Source organism: Streptomyces lasalocidi, assembly GCF_005280215.1.
Taxonomy (GTDB): Bacteria; Actinomycetota; Actinomycetes; order Streptomycetales; family Streptomycetaceae; genus Streptomyces; species Streptomyces longwoodensis.
This window is the reverse complement of record NZ_SZNQ01000001.1, coordinates 7,740,183-7,760,618: the sequence shown is the minus strand read 5'-3', so window position 1 is coordinate 7,760,618 and position 20,436 is coordinate 7,740,183. Positions and strand designations below refer to the sequence as shown.

15 protein-coding genes are annotated in these 20,436 nt (G+C 75.5%); all 15 read left to right on the top strand.

Annotation, left to right across the window (positions count from 1 at the left end; genetic code table 11):
• Nucleotides 1-48 precede the first annotated feature (48 nt).
• The 15 genes from E4U91_RS34740 to E4U91_RS34670 all read left to right on the top strand — a co-directional run bounded on the left by E4U91_RS34740 (nt 49) and on the right by E4U91_RS34670 (nt 20,377).
• Nucleotides 49-7,455 carry a non-ribosomal peptide synthetase gene (locus E4U91_RS34740; RefSeq protein ID WP_241678792.1) on the top strand — a complete coding sequence of 2,469 codons (7,407 nt, stop codon included), beginning with the start codon at nt 49-51 and terminating at the stop codon, nt 7,453-7,455.
• A gap of 3 nt (nt 7,456-7,458) precedes the next feature.
• Nucleotides 7,459-7,662 (top strand): MbtH family protein, encoded by a 204-nt coding sequence (locus E4U91_RS34735; RefSeq protein ID WP_067238060.1) that lies wholly within the window; start codon nt 7,459-7,461, stop codon nt 7,660-7,662.
• A 218-nt stretch (nt 7,663-7,880) separates the two neighbouring features.
• Entirely contained in the window at nt 7,881-8,444 is a 564-nt protein-coding gene (locus E4U91_RS34730; protein ID WP_174867903.1) for a cobalamin-dependent protein, read from the top strand.
• Nucleotides 8,441-9,733, top strand: coding sequence for a methylaspartate mutase (locus tag E4U91_RS34725; RefSeq protein WP_137310476.1), 1,293 nt, complete (start codon nt 8,441-8,443; stop codon nt 9,731-9,733). The genes E4U91_RS34730 and E4U91_RS34725 overlap by 4 nt, the downstream gene beginning before the upstream one ends.
• A gap of 176 nt (nt 9,734-9,909) precedes the next feature.
• The gene (locus tag E4U91_RS34720; RefSeq protein WP_174867967.1) at nt 9,910-10,830 is read left to right on the top strand and encodes an asparagine synthetase A; all 921 of its coding nucleotides are present in this window, start codon (nt 9,910-9,912) and stop codon (nt 10,828-10,830) included.
• Nucleotides 10,827-12,245: a glutamate synthase-related protein gene (locus E4U91_RS34715; RefSeq protein WP_206666920.1), complete on the top strand. Its 1,419-nt coding sequence runs from the start codon at nt 10,827-10,829 to the stop codon at nt 12,243-12,245. The genes E4U91_RS34720 and E4U91_RS34715 overlap by 4 nt, the downstream gene beginning before the upstream one ends.
• A complete protein-coding gene (locus E4U91_RS34710) occupies nt 12,242-13,171 on the top strand; it encodes a 3-oxoacyl-[acyl-carrier-protein] synthase III C-terminal domain-containing protein (RefSeq protein ID WP_137310475.1) in 930 nt (309 codons plus the stop codon). Before E4U91_RS34715 ends, E4U91_RS34710 begins: the two co-directional genes overlap by 4 nt.
• Nucleotides 13,172-13,255: 84 nt before the next feature.
• Nucleotides 13,256-14,683 (top strand): preATP grasp domain-containing protein, encoded by a 1,428-nt coding sequence (locus tag E4U91_RS34705; RefSeq protein WP_137310474.1) that lies wholly within the window; start codon nt 13,256-13,258, stop codon nt 14,681-14,683.
• Nucleotides 14,676-15,986 (top strand): type III PLP-dependent enzyme, encoded by a 1,311-nt coding sequence (locus tag E4U91_RS34700; protein ID WP_137310473.1) that lies wholly within the window; start codon nt 14,676-14,678, stop codon nt 15,984-15,986. Before E4U91_RS34705 ends, E4U91_RS34700 begins: the two co-directional genes overlap by 8 nt.
• A 117-nt stretch (nt 15,987-16,103) precedes the next feature.
• Nucleotides 16,104-16,394, top strand: coding sequence for an acyl carrier protein (locus E4U91_RS34695; protein WP_137310472.1), 291 nt, complete (start codon nt 16,104-16,106; stop codon nt 16,392-16,394).
• A gap of 4 nt (nt 16,395-16,398) precedes the next feature.
• Nucleotides 16,399-17,262, top strand: coding sequence for a beta-ketoacyl-[acyl-carrier-protein] synthase family protein (locus E4U91_RS34690; protein WP_137310471.1), 864 nt, complete (start codon nt 16,399-16,401; stop codon nt 17,260-17,262).
• Entirely contained in the window at nt 17,259-17,990 is a 732-nt protein-coding gene (locus tag E4U91_RS34685) for an acyl-CoA dehydrogenase family protein (protein ID WP_137310470.1), read from the top strand. The genes E4U91_RS34690 and E4U91_RS34685 overlap by 4 nt, the downstream gene beginning before the upstream one ends.
• On the top strand, nt 17,987-19,159 hold the full coding sequence (locus E4U91_RS34680; RefSeq protein ID WP_137310469.1) for an acyl-CoA dehydrogenase family protein: 1,173 nt from the start codon (nt 17,987-17,989) through the stop codon (nt 19,157-19,159). Before E4U91_RS34685 ends, E4U91_RS34680 begins: the two co-directional genes overlap by 4 nt.
• Nucleotides 19,143-20,015, top strand: coding sequence for a 4'-phosphopantetheinyl transferase family protein (locus E4U91_RS34675; RefSeq protein ID WP_137310468.1), 873 nt, complete (start codon nt 19,143-19,145; stop codon nt 20,013-20,015). Before E4U91_RS34680 ends, E4U91_RS34675 begins: the two co-directional genes overlap by 17 nt.
• A gap of 116 nt (nt 20,016-20,131) precedes the next feature.
• Entirely contained in the window at nt 20,132-20,377 is a 246-nt protein-coding gene (locus tag E4U91_RS34670; protein WP_137310467.1) for a hypothetical protein, read from the top strand.
• The last annotated feature ends 59 nt before the right edge of the window (nt 20,378-20,436 follow it).

The window sequence follows — 20,436 nt, the reverse complement described above, 5'->3', positions numbered from 1 at the left end:
TCGTCACAGCGGCAGCCGTCGCCCGTCGAACCGTCAGGAGGAAGCGCGATGCCCCCATCCGGCACCACGGTGACCACGACCGCCGGCGCGCCCGGCCGGGCCGCGCCGCGGCCGTCCGCCGTCGTGGACGGCGGCGCCCCGGCCGTGCGGCCCCGCCCCGTGCTCGACCTGATCGCGGCGCACGCCGAGGCCATGCCGGACCGCACCGCCGTGGTCGACGCCTCTCGCCCCGGGGTGCGGCTGACGTACGGCGAACTCGCCGACGCGGTCGCCCGCAAGGCGGAGCGGCTGCGGGAGCAGGGGGCAGGACCCGGCCGGCTGGTGGCCGTCCGCCGGCCGCGGGGCATCGAAGCCGTCACCGCGATCCTCGCGACCCTGCACACCGGCGCCGCGTACCTGCCGCTCGACGTGAACGCCCCCGCGGCCCGCACCGCCGCGATCCTCGCCGACGTGTGCGCGGCCGGGGCCGACGGGCTCCCGGACCCGTGCGACACCCTGACCGGCGAGCCGACCGAGCCGGTGGTCGCCCGTCCCGGCGAGACCGTGCTCCCCGGCCACCCGGTGCCCCCCGGTACCGCCTACGTCATGTACACCTCGGGCTCGACCGGGACGCCGAACGGGGTGCCGGTGGGCCGCACCGCCCTCGACCACTTCGCCACGGTCGCGGCGCGGGCCTACAGCATCGGCGCCGACGACCGGGTCCTGCAGTTCGCCCCGCTGCACTTCGACGCCAGCGTCGAGGAGATCTTCGTGACGCTGTGCGCCGGCGGCACCCTGGTGCTGCGCGGCGAGGACATGCTGGACGTGCCGGCCCTGACCGCCGGGTGCGCCGCGCACGGCATCACCGTGCTGGACCTGCCCACCGCGTACTGGCGGCAGCTGACCGAGGTGCTGGCGGACGGCACGGCCGCGCTGCCGGAGTCGGTGCGCACCGTCCTGATCGGCGGCGAGGCCGCCCTGCCCCAGCACGTCACCCGCTGGTGCCGTGCCGTGGGCGACGGGGTCCGGCTGCTGAACACGTACGGGCCGACGGAGACCACGGTGGTCGCCACGGTCGCCGACCTGACGGGCCACCCGGGCGGCCCGGTGCCGATCGGGCGGCCGCTGCCGGGCGTCCGGGCCGCCGTCGTCGAAGGCGAACTCTGGCTCCAGGGGCCCACGTTGGCCGACGGCTACCTCGGGCGTCCCGCGCTCACCGCCGAGCGCTTCACCACGCTCGACGGCGCGCCCGCCTACCGCACCGGGGACCTCGCCGGGCTGGCCGCGGACGGGCAGCTGCTGCACCGCGGACGCCGGGACGACGAGGTGAAGATCAGCGGGCACCGCATCGACCCGGCGGCCGTGGAGACGGTGCTGTCCGAGCACCCGGCGGTGCGGGAGGCGGCCGTGGTCGCCCCGCTGCTGCCGGGCGGGGACCGCGCCCTGGTCGCCTTCGTCGTGCCGTCGACCCGCGCGGCCTGCGTCCCGGCCCCCACGGCGACCCCGGCGCCGCTGCCCGCGGACCTGACCGAGGACCTCCGCGCCCACCTGGCCGACCGGCTGCCGCCGCAGGCCGTGCCCGGCACGCTGCACGGGATCGCCGCGCTGCCGCGCACCAGCACCGGCAAGACCGACCGCGCGCTGCTGCGCCAGGTGCGGGTGAACGCCACTCCCCCGGCACCGGGCCCGTCCGCCGACGAACTCTCCCCGGCGGACACCGACCTGGACTCCGACGACGAGCGCGTCCCGCTGTCGTACGCCCAGCGGCGGCTGTGGTTCCTGAACCGGCTGGAGGGGCCCTCGGACACCTACAGCGTGCCCGTGGTGATCCGTCTGGACCGGGTGCCGGACCCGGTGGCGCTGGAGGCGGCCGTGCGGGACGTGGTGGCGCGCCACGAGACCCTGCGCACCACCCTGCCGGCCGGCCCCGACGGCGAGCCGTACCAGCGGATCGCGCCGGCCGACGCGCCCGTGGACTTCGCCGTCGTGGCGTGCGGGCGGGACGCGGCCGGTCGGGACGCGCGGGTCGAGGAGTTCACCGCCGAGCCGTTCGACATCACCCGCGATCTGCCGCTGCGGGTACGGCTGTTCACCGGCACGGGCACCGACACCGGCACCGGCACCGACGGGTCGGACGCCCCCGACTCCGTCCTCGTGCTGCTGCTGCACCACGTCGCCACCGACGGCTGGTCCCTGCGCCCCCTCCTGCGCGACCTCGTCGACGCGTACACGGCCCGCACGGAAGGACGCGCGCCCGCCTGGGAGCCCCTGCCGGTCCAGTACGCCGACTACACCCTCTGGCAGTACGACATGCTCGGCGACCCCCACGACCCCGCCGGTGTCCTGGCGCGACGCCTCGACTTCTGGCGCGGCACGCTGGAGGGGCTGCCGGACGTCACCGACCTCCCGGCGGACCGGCCGCGGCCCGCCGAACCCACCTTCCGCGGCGCCACGTCGGGCGCACGGCTGGACGCGGCGACGCACGCCCGGCTGCTCCAGGTGTGCGCCGCACAGGGGGCGAGCCTGTTCATGGCCGTCCACACGGCGCTGGCGGTCGCCCTCGCGGCGGCCGGGTGCGGCGAGGACGTCGCCGTCGGCACGCCGGTCGCGGGCCGCTCCGACGAGGCGCTGGACGACGTGGTGGGCTTCTTCGTCAACACCCTCGTCCTGCGCACCGACCTGTCCGGCGCCCCCTCCTTCATCGACCTCCTCACCCGGGTCCGCGACACCGACCTCGCCGCCTACGCCCACGACGACCTGCCCTTCGACCTCCTCGTCGAACACCTCAACCCCGAACGCTCCCTCGCCCACCACCCCTTCTTCCAGGTGATGCTCACCGTCCAGACGGCGTCCGGCGCCCAGGACGGGGTGCGGCTCGGCGCGGCCGAGGGCGAGGTGCTGCCGGCCGGGACGGAGACGGCGAAGTTCGACCTCAGCGCCTCCTGCGTGGAGGTGCGGGGCGCCGACGGCACCGCGCAGGGCGTGGAGGTGTGGCTGCAGTACGCGTCCGACCTGTTCGAGGAGTCCACGGCACGGCTGCTGCTCGACCTGCTGGTCCGCGCCCTGACGGCCCTCGCCGACGACCCGTCGGGTCCCGCGGCCGCGCCGCTGTCCGAGGACGAGGCGCGTGGGCTGCGCGAGCGGCGCGAACGGCTCGCCGAGGCCGCCTCCCGGGGCCGCGACACCGCCTCCGCCGCGCCGGGCGGCACGGACTGCCGTACGCCCGGCGAGGAGATCCTGTGCGGCTTGTTCGCCGACGTCCTCGGGCGTGAACAGGTCGGCCCGCAGGACAACTTCTTCCGGATCGGCGGCCACTCGCTGCTCGGCATCCGGCTGATCCACCGCGTGCGCACGGTGCTGGGTGCCTCCCTCACCGTCCGCGACCTGTTCCTCGCCCCGACGCCCCGCGCGCTCGCCCGGCGGGTCGACGGCGACAGCGGTACCCGGCTGCCGTCACTGACGCCCTCCGTGCCGCGCCCGGCGGTGCTGCCGCTCTCCCACGCCCAGCGACGGCTGTGGTTCATCGACCAGCTCCAGGGTCCCGGTCCCGGCTACACCATCCCCCTGGTGCTGCGCCTCGACCGGCCGCTGGACCCCGCCGTCCTCGCCTCGGCCCTGGACGACCTGACCGGACGGCACGAGACGCTGCGCACCACGTACACCGCCACCGACGGCCGTCCCGCCCAGCAGGTGCACGCGCACCTCGTGCCGGACTACGCCCACCGTGCCGTCCGCGCCGATGAGTTGGCGGAGCTGATCCACCGGGACACCCGCCACACCTTCGACCTGGCCGCCGAACCGCCCCTGCGCTCGCGCCTCTACACCGACGAGCACGGCGCCCAGACCCTGGTGCTGGTCCTGCACCACATCGCCGCCGACGGCTGGTCCCTGGACCGGCTCCTCGACGACCTCGCCAGCGCCTGCGAGGCCCGCGCCGCGGGGCGGGAACCCGGCTGGGAGCCGCTGCCGGTGCAGTACGCCGACTACGCCCTCTGGCAGCACGACGTCCTCGGCGACAGCGCCGACCCGGGCAGTCTGCCGGCCCGCGAGACCGCCCACTGGCGGGCGGTGCTCGACGGCGCGCCGGACGTCCTCCAGCTGCCCGCCGACCGGCCCCGGCCGGCCGAGCCCAGCGGTCGTGGCGCGGTGCTGCCGCTCGCGCTGGACGCGGACACCCACCGGGCGCTGGCCCGCGTCGCCGCCCGGCACGACGCCACGCTGTTCATGACGCTGCACGCGCTGTTCGCCGTCACCCTGAGCCGGCTGGGCGCCGGGCAGGACCTGCCCATCGGCACCGTCACCGCCGGGCGCGCCGACCCGCAACTCGACGGGCTGGTGGGCTTCTTCGTCAACACGCTGGTGCTGCGCACGGACGTGTCGGGCGGGCCGCGCTTCTCCGAGCTGCTCGAGCGGGTGCGCACCACCGACCTCGCGGCCTACGCCCACGACACGCTGCCCTTCGACCTGCTCGTCGAGCACCTCAACCCGCAGCGCACCACCGCTCACCACCCCCTCACCCAGGTCCTGCTCCAGCTGCACCCGGCACCGGCCGGCACCGCCGCCGATCCGCGGCCGCTGGACGGCACGCCCGTGCCGTTCGCCACGGAGTTCACCAAGTTCGACCTGACGCTGGCGCTGCACGACCGGCGCGACACCGACGGGCGGCCCGCCGGTCTGGACGGTGTGCTGGAGTACGCCACCGACCTCTTCGACGCCGCGACGGCCCAAGTGGTGACCGAGGTGTTCACGCACCTCGCCGCCCAGGTCGCGGCCGACCCCGAGCGGCGCGTCGACGAGCTCGACGCACTGACGCCCGCGCGGCGCCGGATGCTGGTCGAGTCGTACAACGACACGGCGGTGCTGGGCCTGCCGGAGCGCTGCGCGCACGAGCTGTTCGAGGAGCGGGTCCGTCGCACGCCCGACGCGCCGGCCGTCGTGTACGGGGACACCGAGCTGACGTACGCCGAGCTGAACCGGCGCGCCAACCGGCTCGCGCACCGCCTGCTGGCCGCCGGTGTCGGCGAGGGTGCCGCGGACGGCGACGCGGCGGTGGGCGTCCTGATGGACCGCACCGACCACCTGGTGGTGGCGACGCTGGCGGTACTGAAGGCGGGCGCGGCGTACGTGCCGGTCGACCCGAAGCTGCCGTCCGCCCGCGTGCGCATGATCATGACGGAGACCGGGGCCCGCGTCCTGCTCACCGACACGGTCCTGGCCGACGGCGACGCGGTGAGCGCGGAGGCGGCGGCCGGCACCACGGTGCTCGTCACCGAGCGTCCCGCACCGCACGAGCCCGAGGGGCCCGACACCGACCCCGGGCTGCCGGTGTCCGTGGAGTCCCTGATGTACGTCATGTTCACCTCGGGCTCCACGGGCCGCCCCAAGGGGGTCGGCGTCACCCACCGCAACGTGGTCCAGCTGGTCCTGGACCGCTGCTGGGACACGGACCACCACCGTCGCATGCTGGTCCACTCGGCGTACGGATTCGACGCCTCCACCTACGAGTTGTGGGTGCCGCTGCTGCACGGCGGCTGCCTGGTGGTGGCGCCCGGCGACGGCGCGGACGTCGCCGAGCTCGCCCGCACGGTGGAGCGGCACCGGGTCACCGCGGCCTACTTCACCATGGGCCTGTTCCACATCATGGCCGACGAGGGCCTGGACACGCTGGCCCGGCTGCGCGAGGTGTGGACGGGCGGCGACGTGGCCTCCCCGGTCGCCCTGCAGCGGGTCCTGACGCACTGCCCGGACACCGTCGTCGTGCACTCGTACGGGCCGACGGAGGCCACGTTCGCCTCCCACCACCAGCGGTTCGCGACGACCGGCGGCGACCGCGAGCTGCCCGGCGTGTTCCTCGGCCGGGCCATGGACAACACCCGCGTGTACGTGCTGGACGAGCGCCTGCGGCCGGTGCCGCCCGGTGCCACCGGCGAGATGTACCTGGCCGGCTCCCACCTGGCGCGCGGCTACCTGCAGCGCTCGGCGCTGACGTCGGAGCGGTTCGTCGCCGACCCGTTCGACCCGGACGGCGGGGGGCGCATGTACCGCACCGGTGACCTGGTGTCGTGGACGGCCGACGGTGAGCTGCGCTTCCTGGGGCGGGCCGACGGGCAGGTCAAGCTGCGCGGGTTCCGCATCGAACCCGGGGAGATCGAAGCCGCGTTCGCCGCGCACCCGGCGGTCGGACAGGCCGCGGTCCTGGTCCGCGAGGACCGGCCCGGCGACAAGCGGCTCGTGGCCTACGTCGTCGCCCAGCAGGGCGCGGCGCTGGACGAGACCGAGCTGCGCGCGGCGGTCGCCCGGGCGCTGCCCGCGCACATGGTGCCGTCCGCGGTGCTGGTCCTGGACCGGCTGCCGCTGACCGTCAACGGCAAACTGGACCGGGCCGCGCTGCCCGCCCCGATCCGGATCGCGGCGGCGGACGGCCGCACCGCGCGCAACGCCCGCGAGGAGGTGCTGTGCGGCCTCTTCGCGGAGGTGCTCGGCATCGACCGGGTCGGCATCGACGACAACTTCTTCGACCTGGGCGGCCACTCGCTGCTGGGGGTGCGCCTGATGAGCCGGGCCCGGGCCGTCCTCGGCGTCGACCTGACCGTGCGCGACCTGTTCCGGGCGCCGACCGTGGCGGGACTGCTCGACGACGGCGCCGGCGACGACAGTCTGGAGGTGCTGCTGCCGCTGCGCGAGGCGAAGACGGGCTCGGCGCTGCGCCCGCTGTTCTGCGTGCACCCCGGCTCCGGCATGGGCTGGCCCTACGCGGGCCTGGCCCGGCACCTGCGCGGCGGCCGTCCCCTGTACGCGTTGCAGACGCGGGCGCTCAGCCGCCCCGACTACCGGGCCGCGAGCATCGAGGAGATGGCCGCGGACTACCTGGAGCACGTCCGCCGGGTGCAGCCGGAGGGCCCCTACAGCTTCCTCGGCTGGTCGTTCGGCGGGTACGTCGCCCACGCGATGGCCACCCGGCTCCAGGACGCCGGCGAGCGGGTCGAGGTGCTGGCGCTGATGGACGTCTACCCGATGCCCCCCGAGGACGTGGGCCGGCCCCTCACCGACCGGGAGATCCTGCAGATCCTGGTCGGCGTCGACGAGGACGCGAGGGACGAGGACCTGCGCTTCGACCCCGCCGAGACGGCCCGGCTGCTGCAGGAGCGCGACCCGGTGCTGGCCGGGTTCAGCCACGCCGAGGTGACCCGCCTGGTCGGCACCTCCGTCAACCACGCCCACCTGATGCGCCACCACCGGCTGCGCCGCTTCGACGGGGACCTGCTGTTCTTCACGGCCGACCGGCACCGCGACACCACGTCCTTCACCGCCGAGCAATGGACCCCTTACATCGGGGGCCCGATAGAGAACCACCGGATCGATTCCGCCCATCTGCGGATGGCCGAACCGGAATCCCTGGAACACATCGGCCGCGTGCTCGACGAAAGACTTTCCCGCACCTCGTCCACCGTTTCCCACACACAGCAGAGGAACTGAACCATGACGAATCCGTTCGACGACAACGACGGCACGTTCCTGGTCGTGGTCAACCACGAGGACCAGCACTCCCTGTGGCCCTCCTTCGCCGCCGTGCCCGCCGGCTGGACCGTCGTTCAGGGCGAGAGCAGCAGGCAGGAGGCGTTGGACTACGTGGAGGCGCACTGGCGGGACATCCGCCCGAAGAGCCTCCTCGCGCAGTACTGAGACCCCTTCCCGGCCGGCGGCCGGCGGTGCCCCCACGGCACCGCCGGCCGCCTTTTTCTTTTCCGGACCAGCTTTCCCTGTTCCCCGACTCCCTTTCCCCGACGGCACTTTCCCACTGCCGCACTCCTGCCGCTGCAACTACCGTTCCGGAACCTGGCCAACTCCTATATTCAAAGGGCGAGATGAGAGATCACCCCGTCCCCCGGAGAGAGCATTCCATGGTTCATTCGCAGCACGGCCTCCACGTTCTGGTGTGCGGCGGCGCTTCCGACGCGCACACCTGGAACCTGGTCTGCCTCCAGCTCCTGCTCGAGGAGGCGGGGCACCGGGTGAGCAACCTGGGTCCCTGCGTCCCGGAGGAGCTGCTCGCCCGGGAGTGCCTGACGCGCGTTCCGGACGCCGTGGTGATCGGCAGCGTCAACGGACACGGGTACCAGGACGGTCTGCGGGCGGTGCGCCGCCTGCGGCGCGAGCCGTCGCTGACGGCCGTCCCGGTGGCCCTCGGCGGCAAGCTGGGCGTGGCGGGGGTGCGCGACGCCGCGGCCGCCGACGCGCTGCGCGCCGCGGGCTGCACCGCCGTGTTCGACGACGGGGACCTGGACGCGTTCCGCGCCTGGGTCGACGACCTCGCCGGCCACGGCGCACGCACCCCTGCCACCGCCGACCGCGCCGCCCGAGCCGGTGCCACGGCCGACCGCGGTGCCCGGAGCGGTGCCACCACCGACCGCGGTGCCCGGACCCGTGCCACCGCCGGCGCGCCGACCGGGAGGAGCCGCGCATGACCGCCGATCCCTCCCCCGCCGCCGTACCGGCCTCGCCGTTCGGACGGTTCGTCGCCGAGGCGGCCGCCGACGGACGCCTGGTGGTGCAGCCCCGCATGGGGTTCGGCGACCCGGCCCGCATGCGCCACGGCCTGGAGCGCACGCGGTTCGCCGCGGCGACCACCGTGGGCACCCTGACCCTGGACAGCTACACCCGGCTCGGCGACCACGCCGCGGTGCGCCGCGCCCTGCGCGCGGGGCTCCCGCTGAACGGCTACCCGCTGGTGGACCTGCCCGCCGGGCGGACCCGCCGGCTGCTCGACGGACTGCTCGGCCCGGACTTCCCCGTCCAGGTCCGGCACGGCTCCGCCCGCCCCACGGCCATCGTGAAGGCGATGACGCGGGCCGGGCTGGACGCCACCGAGGGCGGCCCGGTGTCGTACTGCCTGCCCTACGGCCGCACACCGCTGCGCGAGTCGGTGGACCACTGGGCGCGCGCCTGCGAGCTGCTGACCCGGCTCGTCCCGGCGCCGCGCCTGCCCCACCTGGAGACCTTCGGCGGCTGCCTGCTGGGCCAGCTGTGCCCGCCCGCCCTGCTGGTCGCGGTGAGCGTGCTGGAGGCGCTGTTCTTCACCCAGCACGGCATCCGCAGCGTCTCGCTCAGCTACGCGCAGCAGACCCACCCCGGACAGGACGAGGACGCCCTGCTGGCGCTGCGTGGGCTGGCCGCGCGCTTCCTGCCGCCCGGCACCGACTGGCACCTGGTCCTCTACACGTACATGGGGGTGTTCCCGCGCACCGGCCCGGGATCCCGGCGGCTGCTGGAGGACTCCGCGCGCCTGGCGGTGCGTACGGGCGTGGAGCGGCTGGTGGTGAAGACCGCGGCCGAGGCGCACCGCATCCCCTCGGTCGCCGAGAACGTCGGCGCGCTGGAGTCGGCGGGCACCGCGGCCGAACTCGCCGCCGCCCGACTGCGAGACGCACGGGCCCCCCGGCCCGTGCCGCGGGCCGACTCCGAGGTCCACGCCGACGCGCGGGCCCTGGTGGAAGCGGTGCTCAGCCTCTCCCCCGACGTCGGCCTGGCCCTGCGCACCGCGTTCGCGCACGGCCTGCTGGACGTCCCCTACTGCCTGCACCCCGACAACGCGGGCCGCGCACGCAGCGTCGTCGACGCCTCCGGCCGGCTGCGCTGGTCGTCCGTGGGCGCGATGCCCCTCACCGCCGACGGCCCGCCGGGCGGCCACGAGGTCATGACCTCGGCAGGGCTGCTGACCGCCCTGAACAGCGTGGCACTCCGATACGACCGATGAGACCGGGAGTCAAGATGAACCACACGGCCGTCATGCACGGTCCGGCCCCCGCCGGCCCCCACACCGGCGCGGACACCGAGGTGCGCACGGGGGTGTCCACCACCGGCGCCGCCGACGGGCCCGCCGGCCCGCCCGCCCCCGCGCGGCACCTGGCCTCGCCCCGGCTGCGGTCGGCGATGCTGGTGCAGCAGGAGGCGCTGGCCGCGGCGCGGGACCACCTGCGCGGCCTCGGCTTCGTCGAACTGCTGCCGCCGCTGCTGGGCCCCGTCACCGACCCGGGCGGCCGCGGGGCGAAGGCCCTCGACGTCGACTACTACGGCCGCCGCTACAAGCTGATGACCAGCGCCATCCTCTACAAGCAGGCGTCTCTGCACGGCTTTCCCAAGCTGTTCTACGTGGCGCCCAACGTCCGGGTCGAGCCGCCCGAGACGGCCGGCACCGGGCGGCACCTGGTGGAGTTCCACCAGATCGACGTGGAGATCGCGGGCGCCTCCCGCGAGGACGCCATGGACACCGCGGCCGGGCTGCTGCGCCACGTCGTCGAGCAGGTCGTCGAGCGGGTGCCGGACGAGCTGGCCGCCCTGGGCCGCGACCCCGGTTTCTTCTCCGCCCTGCGTTCCGCGCCGTTCGACCGGCTGCCGCACGCCGAGGCGGTGGCGCGGCTGTGGGACGACGGCCGTACCCAGAACCCGGACGCGGAGATCGACTGGGCGGGCGAGGAGGCCCTGTCGCGGGCGGCCGACCGGCCGTTCTTCATCACCGACTACCCCAAGGGCTCCCGCGGGTTCTACGACCGCGAGGACCCCGAACGCCCGGGCTCCCTGCGCAACTTCGACCTCATCGCGCACGGCGGGTTCGGCGAACTGGTCAGCGGGAGCGAGCGCGAGGCCGACTACGCCACGATCGTCACGCGGATGCGCGAGAGCGGGGAGAACCCCGCCAAGTACGCCTGGTATCTGGACGCCGCCCGCGAAGGGCTGCCCGCCAGCGCCGGGTTCGGCATGGGGCTGCAGCGGCTGGTCCGCTTCCTCACGGGCCTGGACGCCCTGTGGCAGGTCAGCGCCTACCCGAAGCTGCCGGGGGTGATCGCGCCGTGACCGCCACCCACCGGGCGGGCGCCGGCCCGGACTCCCTGGGGGCCGCCGGGTTCCCCGAGGACGAGGTCCGCGCCCGGGCCCGCGCCGGCACGGCCGCGGTCTTCCCGCCGGTGGACGCCTACGGCAGCGCGCTGTTCGGCGCCGGGAGCGGGTCCTCGAGGGCCTGCGCCCCGTCCGCCGATGCGCTGGACCGCGCCCGTCTGGTGCCGCCGGTGTTGATGCCGCAGCGGCTGGAGAAACTCGTCGAGCTCGGCCGTGAACCGGTGTACGACGACGTCGACCTGCGCACCCGCGTCGGCGGGTTCACCTCCTCGCTGCCGCTGTTCCTGTCGGCGTTCGGCTCGACCCGGGCCGGCAGCGGGGACCTGGCCCTGGCGGCGAGCGTCCAGGCGGGGCGGCTCGGCATCCCGATGGTGCTGGGCGAGAACATGGTCCCGGTGCACGGCTGGGCCGGTCCCGCCGACGGCACCCTCCCGGCGCTGGCGGCCCGCATCCGGGCCTACGCGGAGGCCTCGGACGGCACGTCGGGCGGTGTGGTCGTCCAGCAGAGCACCGAGGACGCCGACGCGGAGGTGTGGAACCTCCTCTACAGCGACCCCGCGCTGCGGCCGCTGGTGGACTCCGGGCGGCTCGGCTTCGAGTTGAAGATCGGCCAAGGCGCCAAGCCCGGCCTCGGCGGGATGACCGTCGTGGACCGGGAGGCGGCGGACCGGCTGTCCGACGCCTTCACCGTCCGCGACGTCTTCGGCGCCCCGGCGGCCGCCCGGCTGCGCTGCGCGACGCCCGGCACGTTCACCGAGGAGATCGTGCGCCAGCAGATCCGCTTCATGCGCAACAACTTCCCGCGCGCCCGGGTGTGGGTGAAGCTGCCGCCGGGCCGCGACATCGCCCTGGCCGCGCGCACCGCGTGGCAGGCCGGCGCGGACGCCGTCACCGTCGACGGAGCCGAGGGCGGCACCGGCTGGGCGCCGCGCGCCTTCCTGGACCAGGTGGGCCTGCCGCTCGCCGAGTGCCTGCGCCGGATCGGCCCGCCCGAGGGCTGCCTGCTCGTCACCGGGCGCTTCCACGAGGGCGGCCGCACCGTGCGGGCCCTCGCCCTCGGCGCCCGGGCCGCCGGCCTGGGCCGGGCCGCGCTGCTGGCCGTCGACGAGGACCCCGAGCACGGCCTGCTCCGGCTCGCGGAGAGCATCGCCCTGGAGTGCCGACTGCTGATCAGCGCCCTCGGCAAGTACGCACCGTCCGCGCTCACCGCGGAGGACGTGTGGTGGCCGGAGGCTCCGGCCGACACGGCGTACGCGCCCGCCACGGGCACCGCCGCCGCCCCGTACGCGCCCGCCACGGGCACCACCCCCACCCCGGCCGGTGCGGCCCCCGCCCGCCCGTCCGTCCCCCACCGAGTCGGAGGCTCCGCATGACCGCCCTCGTCGAAGTCGGCTGCCACCTGCCCGGCTCCTCCGTCCCGGTCGACGTCGTCGGCGCAGAGGCGGGCGCCGAGGAACGGCAGATGTGGACCTTCCGCCGGTTCTACGGCCTGCGGGAGGTGCGACGGGCACCCGACCAGGGCCTGCGCGACACCCTCGGCGCCGCCGTCGCCTCCCTGACCACCCTGCCGGGCAACGAACACCGGGTGACCCACGTGCTGTACGCCCGTACGGTCTCCCAGGTCGCCCCGGCGGGCGAGGCACCGCTGGAGGACGTGTGCGCGGCGGCCGGGCTGAGCCGGGCGGTGGCGTTCACGCTGACCCAGCACGGCTGCGCCACCGGCCTGCTCGCCCTGGACCTGGCCGGCCGGCTGCTCGACGCCGACGGCGACCCCGACGCCCTGGCGATCGTGCTGACCGGGGAGAAGACGTTCGGCGCCGCGCTGCAACTCATCCCGGAGAGCACGGTGATGGGCGAGGCGACCGCCGCCGCCCTGGTCGCCCCGCACGGCCCGCGCGACGAACTGCTGGGGTACGCCTGCCGCACCGAGGGCCGCTACGCGGAGGACTTCCCGCCGCACGCGCTGAACCCCTCGTTCCTGAAGGACCACAACACCCTGCTGGCCGCCACCGTGCGGGAGGCCGTCGAGGCGGCCGGCGTCACCCTCGACGACCTGGCGCTGGTGCTGCCGCACAACGTGAACCGGCTGTCGTGGTCCTGGACCTGCCGCGAGCTGGGCCTGCCCCTGGAGCGGGTCTACCTCGACAACATCCCCGTCACCGGGCACTGCTTCACCGCCGACCCGTTCGTCAACCACGTGCACGCCCGCGCCGCCGGCCTGCTGCGCCCCGGCGACCTGTACCTGATGGCGGCCGTCGGTCTGGGCGCCACGTTCTCGGCGGCGGTCCTGCGCCACTGACCGCCCCCCTCCCCCGGCGCCGCCCCGCTCCTCCCCTGCCCCCGTCCCTCTCCTGCCCTCCGTCCCCTTGCGAAAGGACAGCCCATGTCCCCGCCCCTGGTGTCGCCCGTACGACACGCCGCCCCCGCCCCGCCCGCCGCCGGTTTCCTCGACGGGGCGCGCCGGGCCCTGACCGGCACCGCCGGCACCCCGCTGGTCCTGCTCGGCAACTTCGAGGTGGAGGACGAGTGGGCCAAGGGCGAGTCGGGGCTGCCCATGCTCGCGGGCCGCAACTCGGCCGCCATCGTCAACCGGATGGACGAGTTCGCCCTGTTGCTGGCGGGCCCGGACGACCACGTCGTCCTCAAGTCGGCGCCCGACGCCGACTACCTCGACCACCTGGCGTCGCTGGGCGTCGAGTTGCCCACCGTGCTCGTCACCGACGTTCAGGACCCGGCCCACTCGGTCACCGTCGACGCGCTGCGCTCCCCGCGCCTGCTGGCCGCGCTCCGTGAACTCGCCACCCGGGGCGCCCGGTTGCTGCCGCACGGCCAGTCGGCCCTGGAGGACGAGCTGTGCGAGCGGACCGGCCTCGCGTCCGCGCTGCCGCCCTCCCCACTGGTGAAGTCCGTCAACAGCAAGATCTACAGCCGGCGCCTCGCCACCGAGCTGGGACTGCCGCTGGCCCGCGGCTGGGAGTGCGAGACGGTCGGCGCCTTCGAGGAGGCCGCCGAGGAAGCGGTCGCGCTGTGCGTGGACCAGGGCCGCCGGGTCGGTGTGAAGGACGCCTACGGGGTCTCCGGCAAGGGCATCGCCGTCATCGACGACAGCCGTCGGCTGCGCCAGCTGGTGCGCATGGTGGCGCGGGGCGCAGCCAAGCGCGGCGACGACCGGATCGCGCTGGTCATCGAGGAGTGGGCGGACAAGACCACCGACCTGAACTACCACTTCACGGTGGGCCGCGACGGCTCGGTGCGCTTCGACTTCGTCAAGGAGGCCCTGACCGAGAACGGCGTCCACAAGGGCCACCGGTTCCCCGCGCAGCTGGACCCCGGGCACGTCGCCGCGGTCCGGGACGCGTCGGCCCGGATCGGGGCGCGCCTGGCTGCCGACGGGTTCCACGGAGTGGTCGGCGTCGACGCGATGCTCACCCGGGACCGGGGCCTGCTGCCGCTCCTGGAGATCAACGCCCGCAACAACATGTCGACCTACCAGACGTCCCTGCAGGAGCGGTTCATGCGCCCGGGCACCACGGCCCTCGCGCGCCAGTACGAGCTGTCGCCGACGGCCCGGGTGTCCTTCGCCCGGCTCCGGGACCGGCTCGGTGACCTGCTGCTGGACCCGGCGACCGGCCGCGGGCTGATCATCAACAACTTCGCCACGGTCAACGCCGCCGCCCCCGCCGACCCGGACGGCCGTCCGTGGACCGGCCGCCTCTACGGCCTGCTGCTGGCCGGATCGACCACCGAGCTCAACGCCCTCGACCGCGCCGTCGCCGAGGCCGTCCGGAAGGAGACCAACCCCGATGACTGACACCCCGACCACCGACGCCCCGACGACGGAGGAACTCGCCGTCCAGGGCATCGCGTTCAGCGAGCTCGCCGAACGCTTCGGCACCCCGCTGTACGTGTACGACGGCGACGAGATCGCCGCCCGGCTGCGCGGCCTGCTCGACCGGCTGCACCCCGGCGTGGAGGTCTTCTACTCGCTCAAGGCCAACCCCAACGTCAGCGTCTGCGCGCTGCTGCACTCGCTGGGCGCCCGCGCCGAGGTGTCCTCCCTGACGGAGCTGATCACGGCGCAGCGCGCGGGAGTCCCGGCCGAGCACATCATGTTCCTGGGCCCCGGCAAGAGCCGCGCCGAGGTCACCGCCTGCGTCAAGGACGACGTCCTGCTGATCTGCGAGTCGTTCGGCGAACTCGCCCTGATCGACGAGGTCGCCGCCGGACTCGGCACCACCGCCCGGGTCGTGCTGCGCGTCAACCCCGCATTCGCCGTCAAGGGCAGCGGCCTCACCATGGGCGGCAAGCCCCGCCAGTTCGGCATCGACGAGGAGGCCCTGCTGGCGGACCCGGAGCTGGCCGGCCGGCACCCCGCGGTACGGCTCAGCGGCTTCCAGGTCTACATGGGCACCCGCATCCTGACCGAGGAGGTCGTCGCCGAGAACACCGGCCGCATCCTCGACCTCGCCGAGCGCCTGTCCGCGCGGCTCGGGGTGCCCCTGGACCTGGTGGACGTGGGCGGCGGCCTCGGCGTGGCCTACTTCGCCGGCGAGCGCGACCTCGACCCCGAGCGGACCGTCGAGCTGCTCAACCCGCACTTCGAGGACTTCGCCGCACGGCACCCGGGGACCCGGCTGGTGATGGAGCTCGGCCGCTACCTGGTCGGCCACAGCGGCACCTACGCCGTACGGGTGCGCTACGTGAAGGAGTCCCGCGGCGAGCAGTTCGCCATCGCCGACGGCGGCACCAACCACCACATGGCCGCGGTGGGCATCGGCTCCTTCGTCAAGCGGAACTTCCCCATGCGGCTGCTGAACCGCGCCGGCTCCGACGAGCTCCGCAAGTGGAACGTCACCGGCCCGCTGTGCACGCCGAACGACACCCTCGGCAAGGCGGTCGAGCTGCCGGCCGACCTGGAGCCCGGCGACCTGGTCGGCGTGGACCGCTCCGGCGCCTACGGGCCGACCGCGTCCCCCGTCCACTTCCTCAGCCACGGCTACCCCGCCGAGGTGCTGGTCCACCGGGGCCGGGCCCGGCTGATCCGGTCGCGGGACGACGCCGAGGAGATGCTCGCCCGCCAGATCCTGCACGACTTCACCACCGACGAGGACTGACCCGCGCGGCCACGGCCCGTCCACGCGCTCCCGCACCTCAGAACTTCCGCTGCACAACCCGTTCCGCCGTTCTTCCTCCCTTCTCGCTCCTGAGCGACCCACAGACAAGGACCCGTCATGACCACCGTCGCCCACACCTCCGCCACCACCGCCGACGCCGTCTCCGCCGACCCGCAGATCGTCGCCGCCATCGTCACCGCCCTCTGCGACGTCCTGGGGCAGCAGCTGACCGACATCACCGCCGAGACCCGGCTGTTCGACGACCTGAGCCTGGACTCCACCGCCGTCCTGGGCCTGCTGATGGCCCTGGAGGACGCCCTGGACATGGAGGTCGACCCGGAGAGCCTGCAGCAGCACCACCTGGAGAGCGTCGGCGCGCTGGCCGGCTTCATCGCCGAGAGCCGGTGACCCCGTGCCCGCCATCCGCACCGTCCGGCGGACACCCGCCCCGGCCGAACCGGCCGGGCCCCGCCTGGAACACGTCGTCCCCTTCCGCTTCTCCGCCGCCGACCGCGACCCCGCGCCCGGCGACCCGCAGCCGTACGTCGACCACCTGCGCGCCCTGCACTCGGCCGCGGGCACCGCGGACCCCACCGTCGAGCTGGACTGGCTGACCGGCGGCGCCCGGGTGAGCTACCACGACATGGTCCGCGTGGTCGTGGAACGGCTGGGCGCGGAACTCGCCGGTGTCGACCTGGTCGTCACCGTCGACGCGAGCCCCGACTGCCGCCACCAGAGTTTCCCGGCCTGTCTGCTCGCCGCGGCACTGCCCGGCGACCCGCTGGTCCTCGGCATCTCGGAACAGGGGGTCGCGGGTCCCTTCACCGCCCTGCGCCTCGCCCACGACCAGCTGCGCGCGGGACTGCGCCGCCGTGCGCTCGTCCTCGTCGTCGAGCAGAGCACCCTGCCGCAGGGCTCCTTCGCCGGACCCGTGGAGGACGTGGCCGTGGCGCTGCTCCTCGACGCCGGCCCCGGACCCGGTCCGCGCCTGGAACGCCCCGAGGTGGGCATCACGGGCCGCGGCCCCGGGGCCGTCCCGGCCGCGCCGGCAGCCGTTCCGGGTCACCCGTGCGCCGGGGCGTGGCTCACGCTCGCCGACCAGCTGGCCGGCCCCGGCGGTCCGCCGTACGGCCCGGACGGACGGCTGGTGATCGCCGACCGCGACCCGGTCCTGCCGTACGCGTGCCGGGCCGCCCTCACCCGGCCGGCTCCGGCGCCCCAGCCCGCCGTGCTGACGGAGGTCGCCGTCCGGCCCGTACTGGAGCCGGTCGCATGAGCCTGACGATCCCCGCGGCCCGCGCCGACGCGGACAACGCACCCGGCCGCGGCTGCTCCCCCGCCCTCGCGCGGCGGGTCCGTGCCGCCGCCCGGGAACACGGGGCCGCGCACGCCCTCGCGCTGCTGCACGCGGCCACCCTGCCCGGCGTGCTGCCGGCCGGTCCGGGCGGGCACGTCCTGGTCCCGGAGGCCGTGGCGGAGGAAGGCTCGCGGTACGACACCCCCGCGGGGCCGCGTCCCCGCCGGCCCGGCACGGGCGAGCACCTCCTGGCCCGGCTGCCCCTGCCCGACGGCGAGGTTCTGGTGGCGCTGCGCGTCCCGGGCGCCGGTCCGGGCCCGGACGGCGGCGCCTGGGCCCACGGACTCGTGGCAGTGCGGCTCGGCCTGGCCGAGCGGGCGCTGCGGGAGGCCACCGACCGCCTGAAGGACCGTACGGTCCAGGGCACCGTCATGCTCCACCTGCCCCTGGTCCGCGCCCTGGTCGCGGACGCCGCGTGCGGCCTGGCCGAGGCGGGGGCGCTGACCTCCGCGGCCGCCGGTGACCCGGGCCCCGCCGAGCTGCGCCGGGCCCACCGGGCGCTGGACGAGTCGGGCCGCGCCTGTCTGCACCTGCTCGGGGCCGCGGGCTTCGCCACCGGGGGCACGGGGGACCTCGTGCGCGCCTCCGAGCTGCTCGCCGCCACCTACGCCCCGCCTCCCCCGGTACCGGAAGGAGACCGCCCATGACCACCCACACCGAGGCCTTCCTCGGCGAACTGAGGTCCCAGGGCCGGGAGTTCGCCGACCTGGTCCGCACCACCTCGCTCGACCTCGACCGGGCGCCCACGCGCGCCGCCGAACTGCTGCTGCACGGACCGCTGCCCTGGCGGCAGTTGATGGGCCTGCCCGCCGACTTCGCCGACGACCCGCTGCGGATCGCGGGCCGGCCGGTCCTGCTGGACCGCTGCGTGGAACAGGTCGTCGTCTTCGAGGAGCTGGCCCGCGGGGACGCCGCCGCGGTGCTGGCGCTGCCCGGCCCGTCGATGTCCGGGCAGGTGGTGGCCGAACTGGCCGACGCGGACCAGCGCGAGCGCTACTACCGGCGCCTCGCCCAGAGCCCGACCTGGACCTTCTTCGGCATGACCGAACCGGCCCACGGGTCCGACCCGGCGGGCATGGCCACCGTCCTGCGGCCCCGCGACGACGGCACCGGACTCGTCCTCGACGGCACCAAGCGGTTCGTGGGCAACGGGGCCCGCGCCGGCCTGGGCGTCGTCTTCGCCCGCCGCAACGCCGGACCGCTGGGCGTCACCGCCGTGCTGGTGGACACCGACCGTCCCGGGTTCACCGCGACCCCGCTGGAGACGTCGGGCCTGCGCGGCCTCCAGCTGAGCCAACTCGACTTGAGCGCCGTGCCGGTGACCGAGCGGGACGTCCTGGGACTCGGACGCCGCGCCACCCGGCAGGGCATGTGGGCGGCGACCCGGACCTTCAACCGCTTCCGTCCGGTGGTGGCGTGCTTCGCCCTGGGCGTGGCGCAGGCCGCGTACGACTACGTCCTCGCGCACCGGCGGCGGCTGCGGGCCGACGAGTCCTGGACGATGGAGCGGTTCGCCGAACGCCTCATAGGCGTCAGGGCGTTGGTGCTGGAGGCCGCCCGGTCGGCGGACCGGGACCCGGGGGACGGCACCCTGGCCTCGGCCGCGAAGATCCGGGCGACCCGGCTGGCCGAGGAGCTGACGCTCGCGGCGGTGGACCGCTTCGGGCCGGGCGCCCGGTGGGACCACCCGCTGCTGGACAAGTGGGTGCGTGACGCGCGCGCCTTCGAGTTCATGGAGGGTACCGGCAACATCCAGCGCCTGGGCGTGGCCCAGGGGTACCTGCACGGGCGGCTGTCCGATGACCGCGCGGCCTGAGCCGGCGCCGCTCCGGCGCGGCCCCGAGGCGGACGTGTGGCGGATCCGGCTGGACGGCGGCGACCGTACGGTGCGGCAGGCGGTGCGGCTGCTGGACGCGCGCGAGCGGCAGCGGGCGGACCGGTTCCGCGACGCGCTGGCCGCCGACCGCTTCGTCCTCGCCCACGCGGCGGCGCGCAGCATCCTCGGCCGCTACCTCGGGGTGTCCGGAGCGGCGGTGCACTGGTCCGTCGGACCGCACGGCAAGCCGTACTTCACGGGCCCGTGGGGGGCGTGGCAGTGGAGCCTGAGCCGGGCGGACGGGCTCGCGCTGCTCGCGGTGTGCACGACGGCCCCCGTCGGGGTGGACCTGGAGCGGGTGGGCGCGCAGACCCAGGCGCTCGCGCTGGCCCGGCGGTTCCTGCCCGCCCTGGAGGCGGCCGACGTGGGACGGCTGAGCGGTGCGACCGGTCCCGACCCCGACGGGGCGGACCCGGACCCGGACGGCCCGGCCGCGCGCGTCGCCTACCACCGGCTGCTGTCCCGCAAGGAGGCCTGCGTCAAGGCCAGCGGCGGACGGCTGCTGGACGGTCTGCGGCTGGACGTCCTCACCCCGGGAGCGGTGCTGGGCGACGGGGCGTTCGCCGGGCAGCGCTGGTTCCTGCGGGACCTGCCCGCACCCCCCGGATTCGTGGCGGCGCTGGCCACGCTGGGCGACGCGGAGCCCGGGCTGCGGCTGTTCGACTGGGAGTGGGCCACGGGCCCGCCGGCCGACGGCCCCGCGGACTCCCGGCTGCTCCTCCCGCCCGGCGCCCGGGGGCCACGGACGGCCGACCCCGCCGAGGTCCCCGAGCCGGTCGGCGGTGGGGTCCGGTGAACGGCCGCCCCGGCCCCGCCGGCCGGCCGGACCCGACGCCGCTGCCATCGACGTCACGGTCGCCGTCGCCGTCGCCGTCGCCGTCGCCGTACGAGCGTCCGCCGTACGCCCGGTTCGTGCCGTCGGACCTCCCCGTCCTGACGTCCACCCCGGCCCGCGCCGATCACGCGGTGCGGGCCGCGGGGCGGGCGCTCGCCCGGCTCGGCCGGTCCGACCTGGGCGGCCACGTCGTCCTCACGGAGGGACACGGTCCGTCCGGCGACCTGGCCGCGCAGGAACGGGCGGTCGCCCGGGCCGTGGAGCGCGCACTGCGCCACCGCCCGCCCCGGCTGCCACTCGCCCCGCCCGCTCCTCCCGGCTGACCCCGGGCGAGGGAACGCCCTCGTCCCCCGCTCCCTCCCCCTCCCTCCCCTCGCTTCCC

What these genes read in the sequence shown, in the direction of transcription:
- E4U91_RS34730 (WP_174867903.1), top strand. Translation starts at nt 7,881, where the DNA reads ATGGTTCATTCGCAGCACGGCCTCCACGTTCTGGTGTGCGGCGGCGCT.
- E4U91_RS34700 (WP_137310473.1), top strand. Translation starts at nt 14,676, where the DNA reads ATGACTGACACCCCGACCACCGACGCCCCGACGACGGAGGAACTCGCC.
- E4U91_RS34680 (WP_137310469.1), top strand. Translation starts at nt 17,987, where the DNA reads ATGACCACCCACACCGAGGCCTTCCTCGGCGAACTGAGGTCCCAGGGC.
- E4U91_RS34695 (WP_137310472.1), top strand. Translation starts at nt 16,104, where the DNA reads ATGACCACCGTCGCCCACACCTCCGCCACCACCGCCGACGCCGTCTCC.
- E4U91_RS34740 (WP_241678792.1), top strand. Translation starts at nt 49, where the DNA reads ATGCCCCCATCCGGCACCACGGTGACCACGACCGCCGGCGCGCCCGGC.
- E4U91_RS34725 (WP_137310476.1), top strand. Translation starts at nt 8,441, where the DNA reads ATGACCGCCGATCCCTCCCCCGCCGCCGTACCGGCCTCGCCGTTCGGA.
- E4U91_RS34685 (WP_137310470.1), top strand. Translation starts at nt 17,259, where the DNA reads ATGAGCCTGACGATCCCCGCGGCCCGCGCCGACGCGGACAACGCACCC.
- E4U91_RS34675 (WP_137310468.1), top strand. Translation starts at nt 19,143, where the DNA reads ATGACCGCGCGGCCTGAGCCGGCGCCGCTCCGGCGCGGCCCCGAGGCG.
- E4U91_RS34705 (WP_137310474.1), top strand. Translation starts at nt 13,256, where the DNA reads ATGTCCCCGCCCCTGGTGTCGCCCGTACGACACGCCGCCCCCGCCCCG.
- E4U91_RS34710 (WP_137310475.1), top strand. Translation starts at nt 12,242, where the DNA reads ATGACCGCCCTCGTCGAAGTCGGCTGCCACCTGCCCGGCTCCTCCGTC.
- E4U91_RS34720 (WP_174867967.1), top strand. Translation starts at nt 9,910, where the DNA reads ATGCTGGTGCAGCAGGAGGCGCTGGCCGCGGCGCGGGACCACCTGCGC.
- E4U91_RS34735 (WP_067238060.1), top strand. Translation starts at nt 7,459, where the DNA reads ATGACGAATCCGTTCGACGACAACGACGGCACGTTCCTGGTCGTGGTC.